General features: G+C 69.3%; 19 protein-coding genes and 2 pseudogenes. 9 read left to right on the top strand and 12 right to left on the bottom strand.

Annotated features, from left to right (window positions below; genetic code table 11):
* Positions 1-110: 110 nt before the first annotated feature.
* The 7 genes from OG329_RS37400 to OG329_RS37430 form a co-directional block, all read right to left on the bottom strand.
* Positions 111-1,262: a M24 family metallopeptidase gene (locus OG329_RS37400; protein ID WP_405801186.1), complete on the bottom strand. Its 1,152-nt coding sequence runs from the start codon at positions 1,260-1,262 to the stop codon at positions 111-113.
* Between the two features lie 79 nt (positions 1,263-1,341).
* On the bottom strand, positions 1,342-2,457 hold the full coding sequence (locus OG329_RS37405) for a hypothetical protein (RefSeq protein WP_405801187.1): 1,116 nt from the start codon (positions 2,455-2,457) through the stop codon (positions 1,342-1,344).
* A 51-nt stretch (positions 2,458-2,508) separates the two neighbouring features.
* Positions 2,509-2,931 (bottom strand): cupin domain-containing protein, encoded by a 423-nt coding sequence (locus OG329_RS37410; protein WP_405801188.1) that lies wholly within the window; start codon positions 2,929-2,931, stop codon positions 2,509-2,511.
* Positions 2,932-3,081: 150 nt separating this feature from the next.
* On the bottom strand, positions 3,082-4,326 hold the full coding sequence (locus tag OG329_RS37415) for an ABC transporter ATP-binding protein (RefSeq protein ID WP_405801190.1): 1,245 nt from the start codon (positions 4,324-4,326) through the stop codon (positions 3,082-3,084).
* Position 4,327: 1 nt separating this feature from the next.
* Positions 4,328-5,137: an ABC transporter permease gene (locus tag OG329_RS37420; RefSeq protein ID WP_405801191.1), complete on the bottom strand. Its 810-nt coding sequence runs from the start codon at positions 5,135-5,137 to the stop codon at positions 4,328-4,330.
* A 3-nt stretch (positions 5,138-5,140) separates the two neighbouring features.
* Positions 5,141-6,076: an ABC transporter permease gene (locus OG329_RS37425; protein WP_405801193.1), complete on the bottom strand. Its 936-nt coding sequence runs from the start codon at positions 6,074-6,076 to the stop codon at positions 5,141-5,143.
* 37 nt (positions 6,077-6,113) lie between these two features.
* Positions 6,114-7,169: an ABC transporter substrate-binding protein gene (locus OG329_RS37430; protein WP_405801194.1), complete on the bottom strand. Its 1,056-nt coding sequence runs from the start codon at positions 7,167-7,169 to the stop codon at positions 6,114-6,116.
* A 103-nt stretch (positions 7,170-7,272) separates the two neighbouring features.
* On the opposite strand from OG329_RS37430, the gene OG329_RS37435 reads away from it, so the two are divergent.
* On the top strand, positions 7,273-8,052 hold the full coding sequence (locus OG329_RS37435) for a TetR/AcrR family transcriptional regulator (RefSeq protein ID WP_405801196.1): 780 nt from the start codon (positions 7,273-7,275) through the stop codon (positions 8,050-8,052).
* Between the two features lie 294 nt (positions 8,053-8,346).
* Here OG329_RS37435 and OG329_RS37440 read toward each other — a convergent pair whose 3' ends face one another.
* Positions 8,347-9,390 carry a LacI family DNA-binding transcriptional regulator gene (locus OG329_RS37440; protein WP_405801198.1) on the bottom strand — a complete coding sequence of 348 codons (1,044 nt, stop codon included), beginning with the start codon at positions 9,388-9,390 and terminating at the stop codon, positions 8,347-8,349.
* A 184-nt stretch (positions 9,391-9,574) separates the two neighbouring features.
* On the opposite strand from OG329_RS37440, the gene OG329_RS37445 reads away from it, so the two are divergent.
* The 4 genes from OG329_RS37445 (at position 9,575) to OG329_RS37460 (ending at position 14,153) form a co-directional block, all read left to right on the top strand.
* Complete coding sequence (locus OG329_RS37445; RefSeq protein ID WP_405801200.1) at positions 9,575-10,558, top strand: ROK family protein; 984 nt, start codon at positions 9,575-9,577, stop codon at positions 10,556-10,558.
* Positions 10,559-10,802: 244 nt separating this feature from the next.
* Positions 10,803-12,161 carry an ABC transporter substrate-binding protein gene (locus OG329_RS37450; RefSeq protein WP_405801201.1) on the top strand — a complete coding sequence of 453 codons (1,359 nt, stop codon included), beginning with the start codon at positions 10,803-10,805 and terminating at the stop codon, positions 12,159-12,161.
* A 127-nt stretch (positions 12,162-12,288) separates the two neighbouring features.
* On the top strand, positions 12,289-13,203 hold the full coding sequence (locus tag OG329_RS37455) for a carbohydrate ABC transporter permease (protein ID WP_405801203.1): 915 nt from the start codon (positions 12,289-12,291) through the stop codon (positions 13,201-13,203).
* Positions 13,200-14,153, top strand: coding sequence for a carbohydrate ABC transporter permease (locus tag OG329_RS37460; RefSeq protein ID WP_405801205.1), 954 nt, complete (start codon positions 13,200-13,202; stop codon positions 14,151-14,153). Before OG329_RS37455 ends, OG329_RS37460 begins: the two co-directional genes overlap by 4 nt.
* Positions 14,154-14,182: 29 nt before the next feature.
* Here OG329_RS37460 and OG329_RS37465 read toward each other — a convergent pair whose 3' ends face one another.
* Positions 14,183-14,359, bottom strand: a complete 177-nt coding sequence (locus tag OG329_RS37465) for a hypothetical protein (RefSeq protein WP_405801207.1) — start codon at positions 14,357-14,359, stop codon at positions 14,183-14,185.
* A gap of 958 nt (positions 14,360-15,317) precedes the next feature.
* Positions 15,318-16,073, bottom strand: coding sequence for a thioesterase II family protein (locus tag OG329_RS37470; RefSeq protein WP_405801209.1), 756 nt, complete (start codon positions 16,071-16,073; stop codon positions 15,318-15,320).
* Positions 16,074-16,153: 80 nt separating this feature from the next.
* Between OG329_RS37470 and OG329_RS37475 the strand changes: the two are divergent.
* Positions 16,154-17,803, top strand: a pseudogene (locus tag OG329_RS37475) (bifunctional 3-(3-hydroxy-phenyl)propionate/3-hydroxycinnamic acid hydroxylase); the annotation flags it as partial.
* On the opposite strand, the pseudogene OG329_RS37480 reads toward OG329_RS37475, so the two are convergent.
* Positions 17,794-18,146: pseudogene (locus OG329_RS37480) on the bottom strand (transposase); the annotation flags it as partial. The pseudogenes OG329_RS37475 and OG329_RS37480 overlap by 10 nt on opposite strands.
* Positions 18,147-18,309: 163 nt before the next feature.
* Here OG329_RS37480 and OG329_RS37485 point away from each other — a divergent pair.
* From OG329_RS37485 to OG329_RS37495, 3 genes are all read left to right on the top strand, one after another.
* Positions 18,310-18,714: a type II toxin-antitoxin system PemK/MazF family toxin gene (locus OG329_RS37485; RefSeq protein ID WP_405801211.1), complete on the top strand. Its 405-nt coding sequence runs from the start codon at positions 18,310-18,312 to the stop codon at positions 18,712-18,714.
* A 249-nt stretch (positions 18,715-18,963) separates the two neighbouring features.
* Positions 18,964-19,272, top strand: a complete 309-nt coding sequence (locus OG329_RS37490) for a hypothetical protein (protein WP_405801213.1) — start codon at positions 18,964-18,966, stop codon at positions 19,270-19,272.
* Positions 19,269-20,315 carry an NUDIX hydrolase gene (locus OG329_RS37495; protein WP_405801215.1) on the top strand — a complete coding sequence of 349 codons (1,047 nt, stop codon included), beginning with the start codon at positions 19,269-19,271 and terminating at the stop codon, positions 20,313-20,315. The genes OG329_RS37490 and OG329_RS37495 overlap by 4 nt, the downstream gene beginning before the upstream one ends.
* On the opposite strand, the gene OG329_RS37500 is transcribed toward OG329_RS37495, so the two are convergent.
* Complete coding sequence (locus tag OG329_RS37500; RefSeq protein ID WP_405801216.1) at positions 20,256-20,999, bottom strand: MBL fold metallo-hydrolase; 744 nt, start codon at positions 20,997-20,999, stop codon at positions 20,256-20,258. The genes OG329_RS37495 and OG329_RS37500 overlap by 60 nt on opposite strands.
* Between the last annotated feature and the right edge of the window lie 191 nt (positions 21,000-21,190).

Genomic DNA, 21,190 nt, shown 5'->3' on the forward strand with positions numbered 1-21,190 from the left:
CGGGAAGGGCGATGGGGGAGGGGCTGCGGGGAGGGGACGCGTATGGGAAGGGGGTGAGGCGCCGGGCTTCGGGTGCTCCGCCGCCCCACCCCCGGCTCGCGGGGCGCCGGTCAGTCGGCGATGTGCAGCGTGTGCGGCAGCTTCGAGAAGCTGCGGGCACCGTCCGGCGTGCACAGCACGGTGTCGCCCATCTTCATCCCGAAGCCTTCGTCGGGCAGATGCAGATTCGGCTCGATGGTGAACGACATCCCCGGCGCGAGCACATGCTCGTCGCCCGCCACCAGCGTCATCGGCTCCAGCCACCCGGGCGGGTAGGCGACGCCGAGGCTGTAGCCGATGCGGTGACAGCGGCGGCGTACGAGATCCAGCTCGCCCAGGACCGCGTTGCAGGCGTCGTCCGGGGCGGGCGCGGGGGCGCCGGGTCCGGAGGCGGCGATGGCCGCCTCGGTGGCCCGCTCGACGCAGTCCGCGACCTCCTGGACCCGGGGCGACGGCTGCCCCACCACGGCGGTGCGCATCAGGACCGCGTGGTAGCGGTGCACGACACCGGCGAACTCGATACAGACCACGTCGCCGCGCGACAGCGTGCGCCGGGACGCCATCGCGTGCACCAGGGCGCTGCGTTCACCCGAGACGACCATCGGCGGGATCGCGGCGAACTCGCTGCCCGCCTCACCCAGCGCCTGGCTCGCTATGCCCGCGAGCGCGGTCTCCGAGACACCGGGCCGTACCGCCGCGAAGACCTGCTCCATCGCGTAGTCGGCCATCTCGGCGGCCTGCCGCTGATACGCGATCTCGGCGGCCGACTTGATCAGCCGCTCCTCCGGCACGAGATGGCTCGCGTCGACCCAGCGCACACCGGGCAGCAGCGCGCGCAACCGGTCCCAGTTGCCGGGCAGGAGCGTGAACGCCTCCAACTCCACACCGACCGTGGCCTGGTCGAGGCCGTGCTTGCGGACGCTCTCGGCGATGACCTCGATCGGGTCCTGCGTGGCGATGTCGTAGACGCGCGGGGAGCGCAGCCACGACAGCATGTGCACCCCCGGCTCCTCGGTGGTGCGGGTGACGTACTCGGGCTCGCCGTCACCGGAGTCGATGACCAGCGCCTGCGGCCACAGATAGCCCACGGAACTGACACCGGTCAGCCAGTTCACGACGTCGGGCATGGTGACGACGAGTCCGTCGAGGCCCTGGGCGGTCATCCGGGCCCGGACCCGGCGCAGCCGTTCGTCGTAGGTGGGCAGTGTGAAGGGGAGTTCCATGGTGATCTCCGGTATGTGGCGTGTGCGGGTGTACGGGGGTGTGCGGGGGAGTACGGGTGACGGTGGTGCGGTGTCGGTGTCAGAGGGCCCAGTGGGGTGCGAGTGCTTCCCGTACGCGGTCGAGCGCCGCGTCGCCCCGGGTGATGTCGTCGGGTACGTACGCGATCGGGTCGGCGAGTGAGGATTCCCGGCCGAGCAGTCCCTCGACGGTGGCGTGCAGGCAGTAGGCGGCGTAACTGCGCGCGTAACCGCCCTCCTGGGTGAGGACGAGCCGGCCGTCCGTCAGCTCCCGGCTCATCTCGCCGAGCAGGGTGCCGATGCGGTGGAAGCCGGCCATGGTCACGTTGTGCTGACCGTTGGCGTCGAAGGTGGCCGCGTCCTGGCCCGACGCGGCGACGATCAGACCCGGCCGGTACCGCCGCAGGACGGGCCACACGATCCGCTCGATCGCGTCGGCGTACGCCCGGTCGCCCGAACCGACCGGCAGTTCGATGTTGATGTTGTGCCCGGTGCCCGCGCCGCGTCCGAGTTCGTCCGGGGAGCCGGTCTGCGGATGGGTCCTGCCCCACGCCCCGTGTGCCATGTGCAGCGAGACGGTGAGGACGTCGGGGCGGTCGTAGAAGATCTCCTGGGTGCCGTTGCCGTGGTGGACGTCCCAGTCGATGACGGCCACCCGCTCCACCCCCCGGTCGCGGGCCCGCTGGGCGGCGAGCGCGGCGTGCCCGAACACGCAGTAGCCGTCGGCCTGTTCCGGCTGCGCGTGGTGTCCGGGCGGTCTCACCAGCGCGTACGCCATCTCGCAGGAGCCGTCGAGCACGGCGTCCACGGCGGCGAGACAGGTTCCGGCGGCGGCGAGCAGCGGCTCCCAGGAGCCGGGGGTGACCGTCGTCGTGGAGGTCAGCCAGTGCCGGGCACTGCCGCCCCTCTCGCACAGGGCGCGCACGTCGTCCACGTACGACCGCGTGTGCACGGTGGTCAGTTCGGCCTCGGTCGCGAGGCGTCCGGGGTGCCAGACGACGTGACCGGCGACCGGTCCGCGCTCCAGGACCGCCCGCATGTTACGTATGCGAGGGGCGCTCTCCGGGTGCAGCTCCTGCTCGGCGAGGAGTTCGGAGGGCGCGGCCTCCCAGAAGCCGGACCCGGTGTCGTGGTCCAGGACCCGCTCGTCCCAGAACACATGGATGTTCTCGCTCACTTCTCCTCCTGCCTGCTCCTGCTCGGACTGCTGCTCGGCCCGCTGCTCCCGCTACTCCTGCGAGGGGGTCATCGAGTACGTGAAGAACGCGGGCTCGTCGCCGGTGTTCTCCAACTGGTAGGTCCAGCCCGGCGCGAGATACACACAGTCGTCGGGGCCCAGGTCGAAGTGGCCTTCGTCCCAGGTGAGCCGGAGCCGGCCGCGGATGATGAAGTACGTCTCCTCGACGGGGCCGTACCAGTGGTCGCCGTCGGCGACGTCGTCGTCCCCGCGCGAGGACCAGATGTTGGTGCGCTCGCCCGGGTCCATCCAGGCGGCGCCGAGCATCAGATTGGAGCCGCTGCGCCGCTTGGTGATGACGCGGGCGATCCGCACCTTGGTCACCGCTTCGGCGGCCGGGGTGACCGGCACGTCGGCGAGGGCGACGACACTGGGCGGGACCCGGCCGGGGACGGCGCTGGTGTCGTGGGTCATGACTCTCTCCTCTGGGTGGTGTGGGTGGTGTGGGCCGGGGTGTCTCGGAGGGGACTGTGGGGGCGTGCCGGACCGCCCCCGCACGCCGGCGCGTACGGGACGAGGTGGGGTCCGGTGTTCAGGTGGTCGTACGTGTCGGCCCGAGCGCCGTTACGTCGACGGCGCGACCGGCACCAGTGCCGCCCGCTCCACCGGCCACGCGACCCGCGCGGCGGAGCCGGGCCGCAGTGGCTGTTCCTGCCCCGCCGCCTCGCGCAACTGGACGCGTTCGCCACAGGCCAGATCGACGGCGACCCGCCGGTGCGCGCCGAAGTAGACGATCTCGGTGACCGAGCCCTCGAGGACGTTGTGGCCCTGCGGTGCCGTCTCGCCGGGGACGAGCAACCGCATCCGCTCGGGCCGCACCACGAGCGCGACCTCTTCCGGGTCCGCCTCGTACGCGGTACCGGGCGGCACCGCCAACTGGTAGCCGTCGCAGGTCAGGACGCCCGCTGCCGTACACCGTCCGGTGAACACGTTGGACTCGCCGAGGAAGCGGGCGACGAAGAGGGTCGCGGGCCGCTCGTACAACTCCTCGGGAGTGCCGACCTGTTCGATACGGCCCTCGTTGAAGACGGCGATCCGGTCGGAGAGGGCAAGTGCCTCCTCCTGGTCGTGGGTGACGAACACGAAGGTGATGCCCAGCTCGCGGTGCATCCGGGAGATCTCGCCCTGGAGCTGTTCGCGCAGCTTCTTGTCCAGGGCGCCCAGCGGTTCGTCCATCAGCAGGACGCGCGGGTTGAACACGACGGCCCGCGCCAGCGCCACGCGCTGCTGCTGTCCGCCGGACAACTGGCTGGGCAACCGGTCGGCCAGCCCCTCCAGCCGCACCATCCGCAGGGCCTCGGCGACCCGCTCCGCGATCTCGGCCTTCGGCACCTTGCGCTGCTGGAGCGGGAAGGCGACGTTCTTCGCGACCGTCATGTGCGGGAACAGGGCGTAGTGCTGGAAGACCATGCCCAGATCGCGGCGGTGCGGCGGCAGTTGAGCGACATCCACACCGTCGACGGTGATGCTGCCCTCGGTGGTCCCGCTGAACCCGGCGATCATGTCCAGGGTCGTCGTCTTGCCGGAACCGGACGGGCCGAGGAAGGTCATGAACTCCCCGACCTCGATGTCCAGCGAGACCCGGTCCACGGCCGCCCGGTCCCCGTAACGCTTCGTGAGCTGCCGCAGTTCGACCGCGGCGCCGCTGGCCCGCGCCGCCCCGGCGGTCTGCCCGGACCGGGACGAGGCGGCCGGGGACGCGGCGGCCTCGGACGAGGCGGCGCCGGACGCCCCGGGCGGGGACCCGGCGGTCGGAGTGTCGTTCGAAGTGGCGGTCGTGTCGGCCATCTCGGCGGCGGTGTCGGCCATGTCAGCGTTTCCCCTCGCGCCCGGTGCGCCGCAGCAGTTGCGGCAGCAGGATCAGCGCGGTCGTGGCGACGAGCACGATGCTCGACGCGGCGGCGATCGTCGGATCGGTCTCCACGGTGACGCTGCTGAACATGGTCACCGGAAGGGTGTGCAGGGTCGGGCTCTGGAGGTAGAACGCGATCACGACCTCGTCGAGCGAGGTGACGAACGCGAACACCGCTCCGGAGAGCACGCCCGGCGCGATGAGCGGAGCCGTGATCCGCCGGAAGGTGGTGAACGGGTTGGCGCCGAGCATCGCGGCGGCCCGGTCGAGCCGGCGGTCGTAGCCCCGCAGGCTGGTGGAGACGGCGACCACCACGAACGGCACGGCGAGCGCGGTGTGCGCCACGACGAACCCGAACGCGGTACCGGACAGGCCCCAGTTGAGGAACGCCGCGTACACCGCGATGGCGGCGACGATCTGCGGCACCACCATCGGCGCCATCAGCAGACCGTTGATCAGGCCCTTGCCGGGCAGTTGGCCCCGGTCCAGGGCCAGTGCCGCCAAGGTGCCGAGCACCGTGGCGAGAACCGCGACGGCCACCGCGATCTGGAGCGAGGTGAGGAGCGAGTCGCGCCACGTGGGGTTGGTGAAGAAGTTGCGGTACCACTGGAGCGACCAGTTCTCCGGAGGGAAGGCGAAGCTGCGCTTGCCGGTGAAGGAGAGCGGGATGACGACGAGGGTCGGCGCCACCAGAATGGCGCCCACCAGGGCGGCCCAGAGCCTGAGCCCGACCCCGCCGCGGAAGAGGGTGTTCTGCGTGTTCGCCACGGATCAGCGCTCCTTACCGGACAGACCGAGTGCTGTGCCCGCCCGGCTCACCCGGGCCACCACGAGCAGCAGCAGCGCGGTGATCGCGAGCAGGATCACGGAGAACGCGCCGGCCCCGCCGAAGTCGAGCAGCTTCTCGACCTTGGTGCCGATGACCTGCGCGACCATCGACTCCTTGGGTGAGCCGAGCAGCTTCGGAGTGACGTAGAAACCGAGGGCGAGGACGAAGACCAGGGTCGTTCCCGAGATCACCCCCGGCATGGACAGCGGCAGATAGACCCGCCGGAAGCTGGTGAACCGTCCCGCGCCGAGACCGGAGGCCGCGCTCAACAGCCGCCGGTCGATCCCGCTCATCACGCTGTAGAGCGGCAGGACCATGTACGGCAGCAGGACCTGGATCATGCCGATCGCCACACCGGGCGCGGTGCCCAGCAGCCCCCCGTCCCGGCCGAACAGCGACCCCAGCATGCCCAGCGGTCCGCCGTCCTGGAGCAGCACGATCCAGGCGAAGTTGCGCGCCATCAGACTGGTCCAGAAGGGCAGCAGCACGAGCGCCATGAGCACCGCCCGGGTCCGCGGCCCGGACACCGTCATCAGATACGCGTACGGATACGCGAGCACCAGCGTGGCGACGGCGACGACGAGCGAGGTGAGCAGGGTGCGCCCCACGACCCGGCTCGTGGTCGGGTCGGACAGCAGATCGCTGAAATTGCCGAGCCCCGGCTCCGGTTCCGTGAACGCCTGCCGGATGATGTCCGCCAGCGGATAGGCGAAGAACACCAGCAGCATCAGCACGGCGGGGGCCAGCAGGAGCAACTGCCGGCTCCGGCCGCCCAGAGCCCGGCGGCGCGGCGCACGGGCCGGGGCGCGCCGGCCGCCGGGACCCGGGGCCGGGCCGGGGGCGCGGGGCGTCCCCGTACCGGTCATGAGGTCGGTCATGGTGATTACCTCGTCCTCTGGATCGGGATGCGGCAGCTCAGCCCGTGGCCCAGTCGGTCCAGCGCTCGGTGGCCTGGTCCTGGTTCTTCGCCCACCAGTCGACGTTCTGGTAGAAGCCCTTGTCCTGGATGTCGGCGCGGGCGGTGTTCCACGACTCGGCGAGGCTGTCGAGCTTCGGCTTGGCGTCCGAGTTCACGGCCGCGTACGGCTGGTCCTCGGCGAACGCGGCCTGGGGCCCGGCGCCGGTGGCGTAGGCGATGAAGTCCATGGCGCGGTCCTTGTTCGGGGCGCCCTTGGGGACCATGAGAACCGCGTACGCCAGCATGTTGTCCTGCCATACCGGTTCGTAGACGGAGCCGTTCTTGGCGGCCATGTACGCACGGCCCGACCACACCAGGGCCATGTCGGCCTGCTTGGACTCCAGGGCCTGCTGGCTCTGCGCGGAGGTGTCCCAGAAGTCGAGGTTGTCACCGAGGGTGTCGAGCTTCTTGAACGCGCGGTCGTAGTCGAGGGGGTAGAGCTTGTCGGGCGTGACACCGTCGCCGACGAGGGCCGCCTCGATGGCGCCGCCGGTGGCGAAGCCCGGGGCCAGACGCTTGCCGGGGAACTTCTTGGTGTCGAAGAAGTCGGCGATCGACGTCGGCTTCGCGTCCGGGTACTTCGCCGGGTTGTACACCAGGGCCAGTGAGTACATCGCGTCCGGCACGGCGCAGTCGCTCACGGTGCCTTCGGGGAACTTGGACTTGTCTATCTTGCCGAAGTCGAGCTTCTCGGCGTACTTGCCACAGGCGCCGACCGGGAAGAACGGCTCGGTGTCCACGACGTCCCAGCTCACGCGCTTGGACTCGACCATGGTCTTGATCTTGGCGTAGTCGGTCGGCTGGTCCTGGACCGCCGTGACGCCCTCCGCCTTGGCCCAGGGCGTCAGCCAAGCCTTGGCCTGAGCTTCCTGGTACCCACTTCCGTACGAGGTGAAGGTGAGCTTCTTGCCCCCGCCACCGGCGCTGTCGGAGCCGATGGAACATCCTGCGGTGATCATGGTGAGCGCGACGGCGACCGCTGTCACGCCCAGGCGGTGCGATGGGAAGTGCACGGCTGGTCCTCCCTCGAAGTGGCAATAAGCGCTTATTATTGCCATGGAGTTCCGCTTGGCAATACCCTCCTGCCAAGTCGTGAGACCCAGGAGGACATAGAAGATGGCTCCACAGAGCGCGCACGCCGACGGACAGGACGGCTTCCTGCGAGCCGGCCCCGCCGCCGCCGAGGTCGACCTGACGGCGTGGCGCAGACTCCAACTCATCGGCGCGGCAAGCGAAGTGATTTGCCGTAACGGCGTGGACGGGGCCCGTCTGAAAGACATCGCCCAGGAGGCGGGTGTCTCGCTCGGGATGGTTCAGCACTACTTCCGCAAGCGCGAGGAACTGATCACCGAAACGATCAGCGCGATGCTGGAACTGACCCTCGCGACCTGGCGGTCGGTCTCCGAGCGCGAGCCCGACCCGGTGCGCAGACTGTTCGCGCTGCTGCGCTTCCAGGTGGCCGGGTGGGCGCCGTTCAGCAAGCGCTGGTCGTTCTGGATCGAGTTCTGGTCGGCCGCCAACCGTGACGCGACCCTGCACACCTACGCCCAGGACGTCTACCAGCGCTGGGAAGGGCCCTTCCGTAACGCCATCGACGCGGGCGTGGAGACCGGGGACTTCCGCCCCGGCGTGCCCGCCGACCGGCTCAGCCTGATCCTGATGTCACTCGCCGACGGGGCCGCCGTGCACGTCCTGATGGCCGGCGACTCGTTCGACGAGGAGGGCATGTTCGACCTGCTCCTCGACATGGCGTGCAACGTCCTCGCCATCGAGGACGAGGTCCGCGACCGCGCCCTGCGGGAACTGCCCCGGATCATCAGCCCGCACTATCCCGAGGAGCCGGAGCCCGGGGAGGGAATCGACTGGAGCCCGCTGATCGGCGCGCTCCGCGAATGACGGCGTGAGCCGCGCGGGGGCGTGTCTTCACAGTGGCGCCGTCCGCCCGCAGGGCGGGGCGCGCGCCCCGGCGCGGAGCGGCTGATGACTGGCGTGGGTGCGTGCGATCGCAAGGCGGAGAATCGCTCTTGTACTGGACGTACTCGGGAGACTGCGACAACGCAGGGGAATTCCCCGTGCGTTGAAGGGCTACGGGGGAGAGCTGCCGTCCGGGCGTCGCGCGCCGGGCGGGACGGTGAGGACACGCCCCGGACCGGGGGTCGGTCCCGCGCGGGCGCTGCCGGGGCTGCCGGGCTACCGGTCCGCCGGCGGCGGCAGTTCGCCCGAGCCGCGTGCGATCAGCCTGGTGGGCACCACCACCTGGCTGGGCGCCGCGGCGGCCCCGTCCAGCCGGCGGAACAGCCGCTCCGCCGCCGTACGCCCCAGGGTGGCCGCGTCCTGCGCGATGACCGTGACCCCGGGGTCCAGCAGGTCGGCCAGCTCGATGTCGTCGAAGCCGACCAGGGCGACGGGCCGCTCGTGCGCGGCCAGCGCCCGTACGACCGTCACGGTCACACGGTTGTTGCCGGTGAGGATCGCCGTGACCGGCTCCGGGGCCCTGAGCATCGAGACGACGGCGTCGTGGACACGCTCGGGCACGGTCGTGCCCAGCGACACCCAGGAGTCGTCCACCGGCAGACCGGCCTCGTCCATCGCCGCGCGGTAGCCGCGCAGCCGCTCGACCGCCGTGTGGATCCGCGGCTGGTCGCCGATGAAACCGATGCGCCGGTGGCCGTGGGCGACCAGATGGGCGGTGCCCGACCGCGCGCCGCCGAAGCTGTCGGAGAGTACGGCGTCGGCGTTGATCCGCCCGGCGGGGCGGTCCACGAAGACCGTCGCGACCCCGGCCTTGATCTCCGGCTCCAGATAGCGGTGGTCGTCGCCCGCGGGAATGATGATCAGGCCGTCCACGCGGCGCGCGCACAGGGCGAGTACCAACTCCTGCTCGCGGTCCGGGTCCTCGGCGCTCGACCCGTTGATCAGCAGTGCGCCGTGGGCGCGCGCGACCTCTTCGATCGCGCGGTTCAGCGGGCCGTAGAACGGGTCGGCGAGGTCTTCGAGCACCAGTCCGATGCTGGCGGTACGGCCCTTGCGCAGCACCCGCGCCGAGTCGTTGCGGCGAAATCCCAGCGCGTCGATGGCCTCCTGGACGCGCCGCTCGGTGTCGGGTGTCACGCCCGGTTCCGCGTTGACCACGCGGGACACCGTCTTGAGTCCGACACCGGCACGAGCTGCCACGTCCTTCATCGTGGGCCGATTACCGTAGCGGGGCTCGGGGTGACGGGCGGTGTCGGCCACAGTGCGCTGTCCTGTCGTCGTTCGGTTGTCGTATGAGGCTTGTGGCGTTGAGCATAGAGCTGGACAACGTTGTCAGATGAATGGAGACTGTTCCACGAACCCGCAGGTCCCCGCGCGCGTCCAGACCATTGAGCCCGCGGGGATCAGCCGTGGGGAACACTCGTCCACTGGAGATCCGACACTGATGCATACCGACCTCGTAGCCGCTCTCGACATCGGCGGTACCAAGATCGCCGGCGCGTTGGTGGACGGCGACGGGAGGATCCTCGTACGGGCCCGCCGGCCGACCCCGGCGACCGAGGACGGTGAGTCGGTGATGCGCGCGGTCGCGCAGGTGCTGGAAGAGATCGGCGCGTCGCCCCTGTGGGCCCGTACGGCAGCGGTCGGGATCGGCAGCGCGGGTCCCGTGGACGCGGCGGCCGGCACCGTCAGCCCGGTGAACGTGCCCGGCTGGCGCGGCTTCCCGCTGGTGGAGCGGGTCCGGCGGGCCACCGGCGGTCTGCCGGTGACGCTCGTGGGCGACGGCGTCGCGATGACCGCCGCCGAACACTGGCAGGGCGCGGCCCGAGGCTACGACAACGCCCTGTGCATGGTGGTCTCCACCGGCGTCGGCGGCGGTCTGGTGCTCGGCGGCAAGCTCCACCCCGGCCCCTCGGGCAACGCCGGCCATATCGGCCACATCAGCGTGGATCTCGACGGCGACCTCTGCCCGTGCGGCGGACGCGGCTGTGTCGAGCGCATCGCCAGCGGTCCCAACATCGCGCGCCGCGCCCTGGAGCGCGGCTGGCGGCCCGGCCCGGACGGTGACACCTCGGCGGCGGCCGTCGCGGCGGCGGCCCGTACCGGCGACGCGGTCGCGATCGCCTCGTTCGAGCGCGCCGCGCAGGCGCTGGCCGCGGGGATCGCCGCGACCGCGACACTCGTGGAGATCGGCATCGCGGTCGTGGGCGGGGGAGTGGCGAACGCGGGTGACGTGCTCTTCCTGCCGCTGCGCCGGGCGTTGCGCGAGTACGCGACGCTGTCGTTCGTCCGGAACCTCACCGTGGCACCGGCGTTGACCGGTACGAACGCGGGTCTGGTGGGTGCGGCGGCTGCTGCCTCGCTGGGCCCCGGAGCTGCCGCGCCGCGAGACAACAACTCGGCGATGAGTGCCCCGACGACGCTGTGACGGATCGTCATGTCGCGCGATCCGCAAGGGATGTGACGGATCGTCAAATCACCTTCCGCAGGCCCCACTTCACCCATGTGTCTTTGCGCGCGTTTGCGGTGGGGCCTGTTCGACTCTGTTGGATGAGACCCGGTAACGGTTGTTCGGTATCCCGTCAGAACCCTTGACGACTCCCCCTCAGGGGAGTGAGATCCAATCCTCGCGTTCGGTTGTGTTGGGTTGTTGCACCCCTGAGGAGGGGGAGATGTCTCAGTCTCCGTTCAACGGTTCGGCGGTACCGGCGAGTCTGGCCGGTCATCGGATCTCCCGGCGAAATCTTCTGCGCGGCGCGGCGGCCGGGACGGGTGCGATCGCGCTGCCGTCGCTGCTCGCCGCCTGTGGGGGTGGACCCGGCGGTGACGGAAAGACGGTCACGCTGGGCTCCAACGCCTCCGACCCGGTCCCCAAAAAGGCGTTCGCCCAAGCCTTCGCGGCGTACGAGAAGCAGTCCAAGGACAAGCGGAAGGTCGACGTCAACACCGTCGACCACAACAGCTTCCAGGAGAACATCAGCCGGTATCTGCAGAGCAAGCCGGACGACGTCTTCATGTGGTTCGCCGGCTACCGGATGCAGTTCTTCGCCGAGAAGGGGCTGCTGCACGACATCAGCGACCTGTGGGGCGACTACACCGGCTTCTCCGCAGCGCTCAAGGCCCAGTCGACCGGCTCCGACGACAAGCAGTACCTCACGCCGTATTACTACTACCCGTGGGCGGTCTTCCACCGTAAGAGCGTCTTCGAGCAGTACGGCTACGAGGCCCCGCGCACCCTCGACGAGTATCTGGCGCTCGCCAAGCAGATGCAGAAGGACAAGCTGACCCCCATCGCGTTCGCCGACAAGGACGGCTGGCCCGCCATGGGCACCTTCGACTACATCAACATGCGCAGCAACGGATACGAGTTCCACAAGTCGCTGATGGCGGGTGAGGAGGCGTGGACGGACAAGCGCGTGAAGGACGTCTTCGACACCTGGCGCTCCATCCTCCCGTACTGCCAGCAGGGCGCCAACGGGCGTACCTGGCAGGAGGCCGCGACCACGTTGCAGAAGAAGGAGACGGGGATGGCCGTCTTCGGACTCCCGCACCCCGGCCAGCAGTTCTCGGACGGCGAGCAGGACGACATCGACTTCTTCGCCTTCCCCGAGATCAACCCGGAGCACGGGCAGGACGCGGTCGAGGCGCCCATCGACGGATTCCTGCTGGCGAAGAACTCCAAGAGCCTGAAGAACGACCAGACGATGGACAGCGCCAGGGACCTGCTGTCGTGGCTGGCCACCGGTAAGGCCGAGGACACGTATCTGGCCGGCGACCCCAACAACGTCGCGGTCAGCGAGGACGCCGACATCTCCAAGTACACGCCGCTGCAGAAGAAGGCGGTGGAGCTGATCGCCGGCTCGAAGCAGATATCGCAGTTCATGGACCGCGACACCCGGCCCGACTTCGCCTCCACGGTGATGATCCAGGCCATTCAGAGCTTCATCAACGATCCGAAGGACGTGGACGGGCTGGTCAACGGGATCGAACGGCAGAAGAAGACCCTCTTCGCCGCCGACCCGGCCAACTGAGCCCGGACAGCCGCCTGTTGCCGCCCCTCTGCTCTCTCTTCACCGGCCTCTGCTCGCCTCTGCCCGCCCCTGCTCGACCCCGACTGTCCGCTGACTGTCCGTCGACTCCGACCGGGAGCTCTGATCCGTGGCGTTCTTCACTGCGCGGCGCACCCGGCGGCGGGGCCCCCGGCGGTTCTCCGCCCGGGACCGTGCCGTCCTCTGCGTGCTGCTGGGAATACCCCTCCTGCTCGACCTCGTCATCGTGTGGGGCCCGACCGTCGCCTCGATCGTGCTGTCCTTCACGGGCTGGGACGGCATCAGCGACATCGAGTGGGTCGGCACGGAGAACTACGAGAACCTGTTCACCAACTACCCGCAGTTCTGGCCCGCCGTCCAGCACAACCTCATGTGGCTGGGCTTCCTCGGACTTCTCGCCACCCCGTTCGGGCTGCTGCTGGCCGTCCTCATCGACCGCGGTGTGCGCTTCAGCCGCTTCTACCAGTCCACGATCTATCTGCCGGTGGTGCTCTCGCTCGCCGTCGTCGGCTTCATCGCCCAACTCGTCTTCTCCCGCGACCAGGGCGCGCTCAACGCGATCCTCGGTGACACCGCGACCCCCACCGACTGGCTCGGCGATCCGGACATCAACATCTGGATGGTGCTGCTGGCCGCCGCCTGGCGGCACACCGGCTATGTGATGATCCTCTATCTGGCCGGGCTCAAGGCCGTCGACGCCTCTCTCAAGGAGGCGGCGGCCATCGACGGGGCGAGCGAGACTCAGACTTTCTTCCGAGTCGTCTTCCCCACCCTGCGACCGGTCAACGTCATCGTCGGCGTGATCACCGTGATCGAGGGACTGCGCGCCTTCGACATCGTCTACGCCGTCAACAAGGGCAGAAACGGACTCGAACTGCTCTCGGTGCTCGTCACGGACAACATCATCGGAGAGGCGAGCCGGATCGGCTTCGGATCGGCGATCGCCGTCGTGCTGCTCGTCGTCTCCATGGGCTTCGTCGTGACGTATCTGGTCCAGGAGATCCGAGGGGAGAAGTCCCGATGAGCAGCCACGCCGACACCGCCACCACCGGCGCGCCCAAGCCCAAGCCCGCTCCCGCCGACGGGCCCGCGCGGACGGCTCCGCCCGCCCGGCGGCGCCGCGTCACCCCCGGCCGGCTCGGGGTGCACGCCTTCCTGATGGCCGTCTCGCTCGGCTTCCTCGCGCCGCTGCTGCTGGCGGTGTACGCCTCGCTCAGGCCGTACGACGAGACGTCCGAGCGTGGCTACTTCTCGCTGCCCGACAAGCTGTCCTTCGACTACTACCGCCAGGCGTTCACCGACTCCGGGATGACGAAGTACTTCGTCAACACCCTGATCATCGCCGTCCCCGGAGTGCTGCTCGCGCTGTTCCTCGCCTCGTTCGTCGCCTTCGCCGTCGCGCGGCTGCGGATGCGCGGATCGATCGTGCTGCTGATGCTGTTCACGGCGGGCAATCTGCTCCCGCAGCAGGTGATCATCACGCCCCTGTACGTGCTGTTCAACCGCATCCCGCTGCCGTACTGGATGTCCGACTCGATGACGATGTACGACTCGTACTGGGCCGTCGTCGCCGTCCAGGTCGGCTTCCAGATGGGCTTCTGCGTCTTCGTCCTGGCCAACTTCATGCGCACGCTGCCGATCGAGATCCTGGAGGCGGCGATCGTCGACGGCGCGGGCGTGTGGGCGCAGTACTGGCGGATCACCCTGCCGCTGTGCCGGCCGGCCCTCGCGGCCCTCGGCACGCTCCAGTTCGCCTGGATGTACAACGACTTCCTGTGGGCGCTGGTCTTCATCTCCGACGGCGACAAACTGCCGGTGACCTCGGCGCTCAACAATCTGCGCGGGCAATTCTTCACGGACTACAACCTGCTGGCGGCGGGCTCGATCATCGTGGCCCTCCCGACGATCATCGTCTTCCTGCTGCTCCAGCGGCACTTCATCGCCGGTCTCACCCTCGGATCCAGCAAGGGCTGAGCCGGCGGGCGCCCAAAGGGGTCTCCTTCTTAGGAGGCGGGCTCTCTGGACTGTCGCGGCACCACCACGAGGAACACGTCGGACTCCAGGTCCATCACCACCTCGGCGGGAGTGCCCTCGTCCCGCCGCGCCCGCGCGAACTCCTCGGCGGGCCAGCTTCCTCGCGGGTCCCCGGCGGGGAAGCTCTCCAGTACATCGCGGTGCATCGCGTACCCCCTTGTCACAGTGGTCTCCAACGACCTTGTGTCCGGATGTGTTACGGCTCCGGCCGAAAACGCTCTGTGCGTCGGGACGCGCCGTGGCCTGCCGAATGCGGTGGCGATCCGGCCACGGACCGGCGACAGCGAGGTGTCGACCGGGCAGCCGGAATCGGCCACGTGTTCTCACCGCCAGGTGTTGCGGGCAATCCACATGGGCTACGGAAGGGGGACTCGTGATGTCGTTGATGCATTGCTGTCAACGGGAGTTCTTCAACGAGACGCAACGCCATCACTGGCGCACAGCTTGGCGGTCCGGCCCGCGAACGGGCGGCACCGTCGAGCACACCCTCGTCACGCCCGAACAGGCCCCGGAGCCAAGGCCGCAGTCGGCACGACCATGAGCATTGCTGCCGGACTGGAAACAAGTACACAACAGGTCACACAAGCAGGTCCGCTACGGGACAGCCCTTGGGGCCCGGAGTAGTTCGATGCGTCCTCGCAGGTCGGGGTGGTTATGGAGGAACGCGTGGGACACCGACTGAAGGCGTGGCGGATCTTCCGCAGGCCGCGGTGCAATCCGAAATCGAATGCCGTCAATCGCCGCGGCCGTTAATACTCAAGCGCATCGCCGGCCGGCCGAGGACGAGGGCGACCGGTAGGAGAAACGCGACGTGGAGCAAGCGCACCAGCAGGGCGTGGTGTCCGATGGTCGGCGCGGGGGCGGTGAGGGGCATCTCGGCTTCTCTCCCGATTAAGGGTCGGATCGGTCTGCGGGCCCGAGGGCCTCTCTTGTGACCCCCGTGGGCGAGAAGGAGCGGTGCGGTGTTCGGTGCGGTGTTCGGTGCGTGCTGTCGCCGAGCGCTGCCGAGGTCCCGGAGCGGTGCGTTCGGTGAGTTGGGGGTTCCTCGCATGCATGTGAGGCAGCGGGGAAGCGTGTCAGGTGCCGCGACGTCGCGGAGGTCTTTCAGAACGGCCCCAGCCGCCGGGCCACCAGGCCGATGACCTCGGCTACGCGGTCTACGAGGAAGAAGTGGCCGCCCCGGAAGACCTCCGTTTCACTCGCCCCGGTGGTGTGCTCGCTCCATGCCTCGGCCTCATCGAGGGAGACCCGGGGGTCGCTGTCTCCGGTGAGCACGGTCACCGGGCAGTCGAGGCGTCGGCCGGGCTCGTGCCGGTACCGTTCGATGGCGGTGTAGTCGCTGCGGACGGCCGGCAGGATCATCGCCAGCACCTCCGGGTCGCCGAGCAGCATCTCGTTGGTTCCGCTGAGCTCCCTGAGCTTGGCCACGAGTTCAGCGTCGCTCGCCGTATGTACCCGCTCGTCGTCATAGCGGGACGGCGCCCGCCGACCGGACGCGAACAGCCGTACCGGCGCGGGCAGCCCGGCGTCCTGCATGCGCAGCGCCACCTCGTACGCGATGACAGCGCCCATGCTGTGTCCGAACAGGGCCAGTGGCTTGTCGTCCAGGTGACGCAGCGTGGCGAAGATCTGGTCCGCGAACTCGGGGATGTTGTCGATCCTCGGTTCGTGGAGCCGGGTCTGCCGACCTGGGTACTGGAGGGCCAACACCTCCACCGATGGGTGCAGCGCCTTGGACACCGGGAAGAAGAAGCTTGCAGAGCCGCCCGCGTACGGAAAGCAAGCAAGCCGCACATTGCTGTGCGGCGCGGGGTGCGAGACACTCACCCATTTCTCGAACTGCGCCGTTGCCTGATGCATGCCGGACGAGCTCCTCGTGGTTGGTGAGGGAACGCCGGAAGCCTACTTCGTGCAGGTGGAACTGCGTATCCCCAGATCTGATGGTCCCAAGCCCTCGAGCAACCCGAACTCCGGTACGGATTGTTAGTTTTGCGCCGTTCCGATTTCGGCAGTTGTGCCTGCGCCGGCCACTCTGCGATGAGGGGTTTCCCGTGCCCGAGACGTCACCGCACAAGCAGCCCGCCGGCGCGAGCCCCGAGACAGACGTGGACGTGATTGTCGTCGGCAATGGCCCGGTCGGGGCCACTCTCGGGATCCTGCTGGCACAGCGCGGCCGACAGACCATCGTCCTGGAACGGCGCCGACGCCCCTACACCCTGCCCAGGGCGACCAGCTTCGACGGCGAGACGGCACGGCTGCTCGCCGGCTGCGGGACGGGCCCGAGCCTCGGCCGGATCACCGAGCCCGCCACCGGTTACCAGTGGCATTCCGCCGATGGTGAGGTCCTCCTCGACATCGTCTTTCGCACAGAAGGCCCGTACGGGTGGCCTGACGCCAGTACCGTGCACCAGCCCGCCCTCGAGGAACTGCTGGCCTCGCGGGCAGCCGGGCTGCCCGGAGTGACTGTGGTACGGGGCCGCCAGGTGGTGGGAATCGAGGAGCGGGACGACCGGGTCGTGGTGACGGCCGAGGACGAGGACGGCGCAGCCCAGACGTACACCGCGAGGTGGGTGGTGGGCTGTGACGGTGCCAACAGCTTCGTCCGGGATCATCTGGATGTGCCGGTCACCGATCTCGGCTTGTCCTACGAGTGGCTGCTGTGCGATGTGCTGCTGCACGAGCCGGGCGAGTTCGTCCCCACCAACGTCCAGATCTGTGACCCTGCCAGGGCTACCACCCTGGTCGGCAGCGGTCCGGGGCATCGGCGCCGGGAGTTCATGCGGCTGCCCGGCGAGCGTGCCGCGGACCTGAACCGGGAGGAAACCGCCTGGCGGCTTCTCGCTCCCTACGGGGTGACTCCCGACACGGCGACGCTGCTGCGCAGCACCACGTACATCTTCCAGTCCCGCCGGGCCGAGCAGTGGCGGGTCGGTCGGGTACTGCTGGCCGGGGACGCGGCCCATCTGATGCCGCCGTTCGCCGGGCAGGGCATGTGCTCGGGCATCCGCGACGTCGTCAACCTGGTGTGGAAGCTGGACCTGGCACTGGGCGGCCTCGCCCCGGAGTCGCTTCTCGACACCTACACAGGGGAACGCCGCGCGCAGATACACAAGTCGATTCTGTCCTCGGTCCAGTTGGGCCGGGTGATCTGCGTGACGGACCCCGTGGCTGCGGCCGAGCGCGATTCCACGATCCTGGCGGGCCGCCGCGGCCGCGGTCCGGCGGTCCCGGACCCGGCGTTGCCGCTCACAGAGGGGCTCCTTCACCGGAGAGTGGACGGGTCGCCCATATCCCCGGCGGGCGAGGTGGTCCCCCAGGGCCAGATACGCGGCCTTGGAGGCACTGGCCCTTTCGACGATGTGGTCGGCCGCGGCTTCGTGCTGCTGCTGGCAGAGGGCGCGGACGCCGACCTCGACGCGGAGCAGTCGGCATTCCTCACGGATCTGGGCACGCACGTGGTGACGCTGCTCCCCGAGGACGGGACGCCGCAGAACATGTCGATGGCCGACGTGGGCGGCGTCTACCGCACTTTCCTGGCTCGCCACGGGGCCGACGCGGTATTGATCCGTCCGGACTACCACGTGTACGGGGCGGCCTCAGGTTTGGGGGCAGCGGCGGCGCTGGTGGACGACCTGCGGGCCCGCCTGATACTCCAGGAGCGCGGAACGTACGGTTCCCGGTCCACCGCTGCGTGCCCGCGCCGCCCCGCGTAGACCAGGTAGAAAGCAACTTGGGCGTTCTCGATCCTGTCCGCAGTGCCGGTGTACCGGCGCTGCACGCCCCCGTGCCGGCGCCCTTCTTCACGTCGCCGGTCTCGTCGACCACCAGAACCCATCAGTTCTCGCGCGGCAGGTCCGACAGCAAGCCGAGTACCAACTGCCGGACGCGACGCCGGGGTTCGACCCGCGTGAACCGGCCTGCGATCCGGCTCATCAGGCTCTCAAACGCCTCCTGCCGGCGGGCAGGATAAACTGGGACCTGCCGCCACCGCGTGATCGTTTGTCTTCACACACCGATGATCAACGGTGGCCGCACCCGTCTCCACAGTGCGTCAAGGTCGCGCGGGTTCGCCTGCCGTCCCGTGTCAGGAGGACATGTGCAGCCTGGCGAAGTCTGGTGGGTGGGGTTCGACGAGCGGCGACTGTTCGTACTGCTGTCGGTGGACGACGCGTGTGGGATCCGGGCGATGCAGGTCGTCGCGCCGGCGGGCGTCGACATCAGCGGTCTGGGCGTCGAGGTGCGAGTTGGTGCCATGGAAGGGCTGCCCTTTGAGGGCGTGCTGCGGTTCGCGTTGCCGCGTCCGGGCTTTACCCCTTGCACGTGGCAGACCACCGTGTCCCGGGCCGACCTGATCGAGCGGGCAGGCGTCCTGCCCTCCGCGAAGCTCAGCGAGATTGAGGATGCCCTCCGTCTTGGCGGACAGGCGAAGGAGTGGACCCCGGCGACAACCGCGAAGCTCAGCGAGATATGGGACACCCTCCGTCTCGGCGGCCTCGGGTAGGCGAAGAAGGAACCGACGGTCAGGGACGGTCTCAGGGAGAGCGCCCCTCGAATGTGCGACAACGCCAGATAATGACAGCGACGAGGGCAAGGTCTCCTCGTGATGACCGAGCGTTCCGCCGCGCAATGGGACATCGCTCGACTCCCCTCCGTGGAAGGCGAACGGGAGCACGGCGGCGTGATTACACCCGGGGCAGCGGCCACGGTCACTCCGAGATCTGCCGGATCAAGGTCGCCACCGGTCAGTAACGTGTTCTCCCTCCGCGCCTGCCAGGCGGTCCAGATGAAGCGCCGCCGCACCGACCGCAAGACCGGCAAGGTCGCCATCGCCACCGTCTATACGGTCACCGGCCGGCATGAGCTGCCTGGGGTGGAGGGTACGTACAGCGAGGTAACACTCGCGATGGAGGAGCGGATAGTTGGGTATCTCCTGAGGGTGTGGGAGAAGGAAGTGGGGGCCGGGCTGTGGACGCCGACTTTTCCCATGCCTCTCCCAGACGGCCCTGCGAATCCGGCTCCGCCGCTGTTCAGCGGCCTTCCCGTACTGGAGTACGAGTGATCATCTGGATCAACGGTGCGTTCGGAGCGGGCAAGACCAGTACGGCGCGCGAGCTGATCGACATGATCCCGAACAGCACCCTGTACGACCCCGGACTGACCGGTGCCGGGCTGCGGGAGCTGCTGCCGCCGAAGCGACTCGCCGAAGTGAGCGACTTCCAGGACCTGCCGATCTGGCGCCGACTGGTCGTGGACACGGCCGCCGCGCTGCTCGCCGATGTGGGCGGGATGCTCGTCGTCCCGATGACACTGCTGCGGCAGGAGTACCGGGACGAGATCTTCGGCGGTCTGGCGGCCCGTCGCATTCCCGTGCGGCATGTGCTGCTGGCGCTGGACGAAACGATTTTGCGCGGGCGAATAGCGGGGCGCACGAGCAGTGCGGAGACCGAGGAGGACCCTGCCAGGACCGAGCGTGCCCGGCAGTGGGCGTACGAGCACATCGAACCGTACGGCGCCGCGCTCAACTGGCTCACGGCCGATGCCCTGGTCGTGGACACCGGCGGGCTCACGCCGGCGCAGAGCGCGGCGGTCGTCGCCGACGCCGTCCACGACGGCAAGGCGGGGCTCTGCGAGATCGTGCAGACACCCGAGCCGACGGCCGAGACCGTCGCGGCGGGGGTGCTCCTCTTCGACGAGCGGGACCGGGTGCTGCTCGTCGATCCCACCTACAAGCCCGGCTGGGAGTTCCCCGGCGGTGTGGTCGAGCGCGGCGAGGCACCGGCGCGCGCCGGGATGCGCGAGGTGACCGAGGAGATCGGGATCGAACTCGACCATGTGCCGAGGCTGCTGGTGGTCGACTGGGAGCCGCCGAGGCCACCCGGCTTCGGCGGACTGCGGCTGCTGTTCGACGGCGGCAGGCTGCCCGTCCATGACGTCCAGCGGCTGCTGCTGCCCGGCTCGGAGCTGCGCGGCTGGAGATTCGTCACCGAGGCCGAGGCGGTGTCGCTGCTGCCGCCCGCCCGTTACGAGCGGCTGCGCTGGGCGCTACGCGCCCGGGAGCGGCGGACCGTGCTCAATCTGGAGGCCGGTGTCCCGGTCGGCTGACACCCGCAGTACGGAGGCGGCGTCCGTGGTGGCGTCGGTGACGAGCGGATCGCCGTGGCCGAAACAGACGGTCGACGGGCCGAGCGCGGCCAGCCGGATCATGGACCGTTTGGCGCTCTCGCGGTTGACGTTGAACACGCCGAGCATCACCCGGCGTTCGGCGGCGGCCACGGCGTCACCCGTGAACAGCACGCCGTGGTACGGCAGATGGACGGCGATGGAGCCGTACGTGTGCCCCGGTACGTGCACCACCCGGGCGCCGTCGCCGAAGGGCAGCTCGTCGCCGTCCTCCAGCTCGCGGTCCACCCGTGTGGGCGGCGCGGGCGGCACCGTCAGCCCGTGCTCGTACAGCGGGATCTCCCAGTCGAGGAGCAGTGGGTCGGGCACGGGCCACTCGCCGCGGATGACGGGCGCGTCCAGCCGGTGCGCCATGATCTCGGCGCCGTACCGTCCCGCCAGCTCCTGCGCCGCGCCGACATGGTCGCGGTGGCAGTGCGTCAGGACGATGCGGCGCAGATTCCCGGGGGTGAGACCGAGATCGCGGATGGCGTATTCGATGTCCGGCCCCGCGTAGACGTGACCGGAGTCGACGAGAGTCAGCTCGTTCTCGTCCTGCCACAAGTACGCCTGACCGATGGGGAAACGGAGCATATGCAGCCGTGGACTGATCGCAACGAGATCCATATGTCGAATGTATGCAGTGAGGAAGGACTGTGTGCGCCACTTCGCCCACGGCGATTTCCGCTGTCCGCAGAACGGCCGAGTGGACCGGCGAGTAAACCACCGGGCGGATCTGCGCGTCGGGGCCCGCGCCCGACCCGGTGACCGTCCGGTGAGCTGCCCGCCGCCCGTATTGCGCGACGAGTGCCCGTAAG

Source organism: Streptomyces sp. NBC_01506, from assembly GCF_045040295.1.
Lineage (GTDB): Bacteria > Actinomycetota > Actinomycetes > Streptomycetales > Streptomycetaceae > Streptomyces.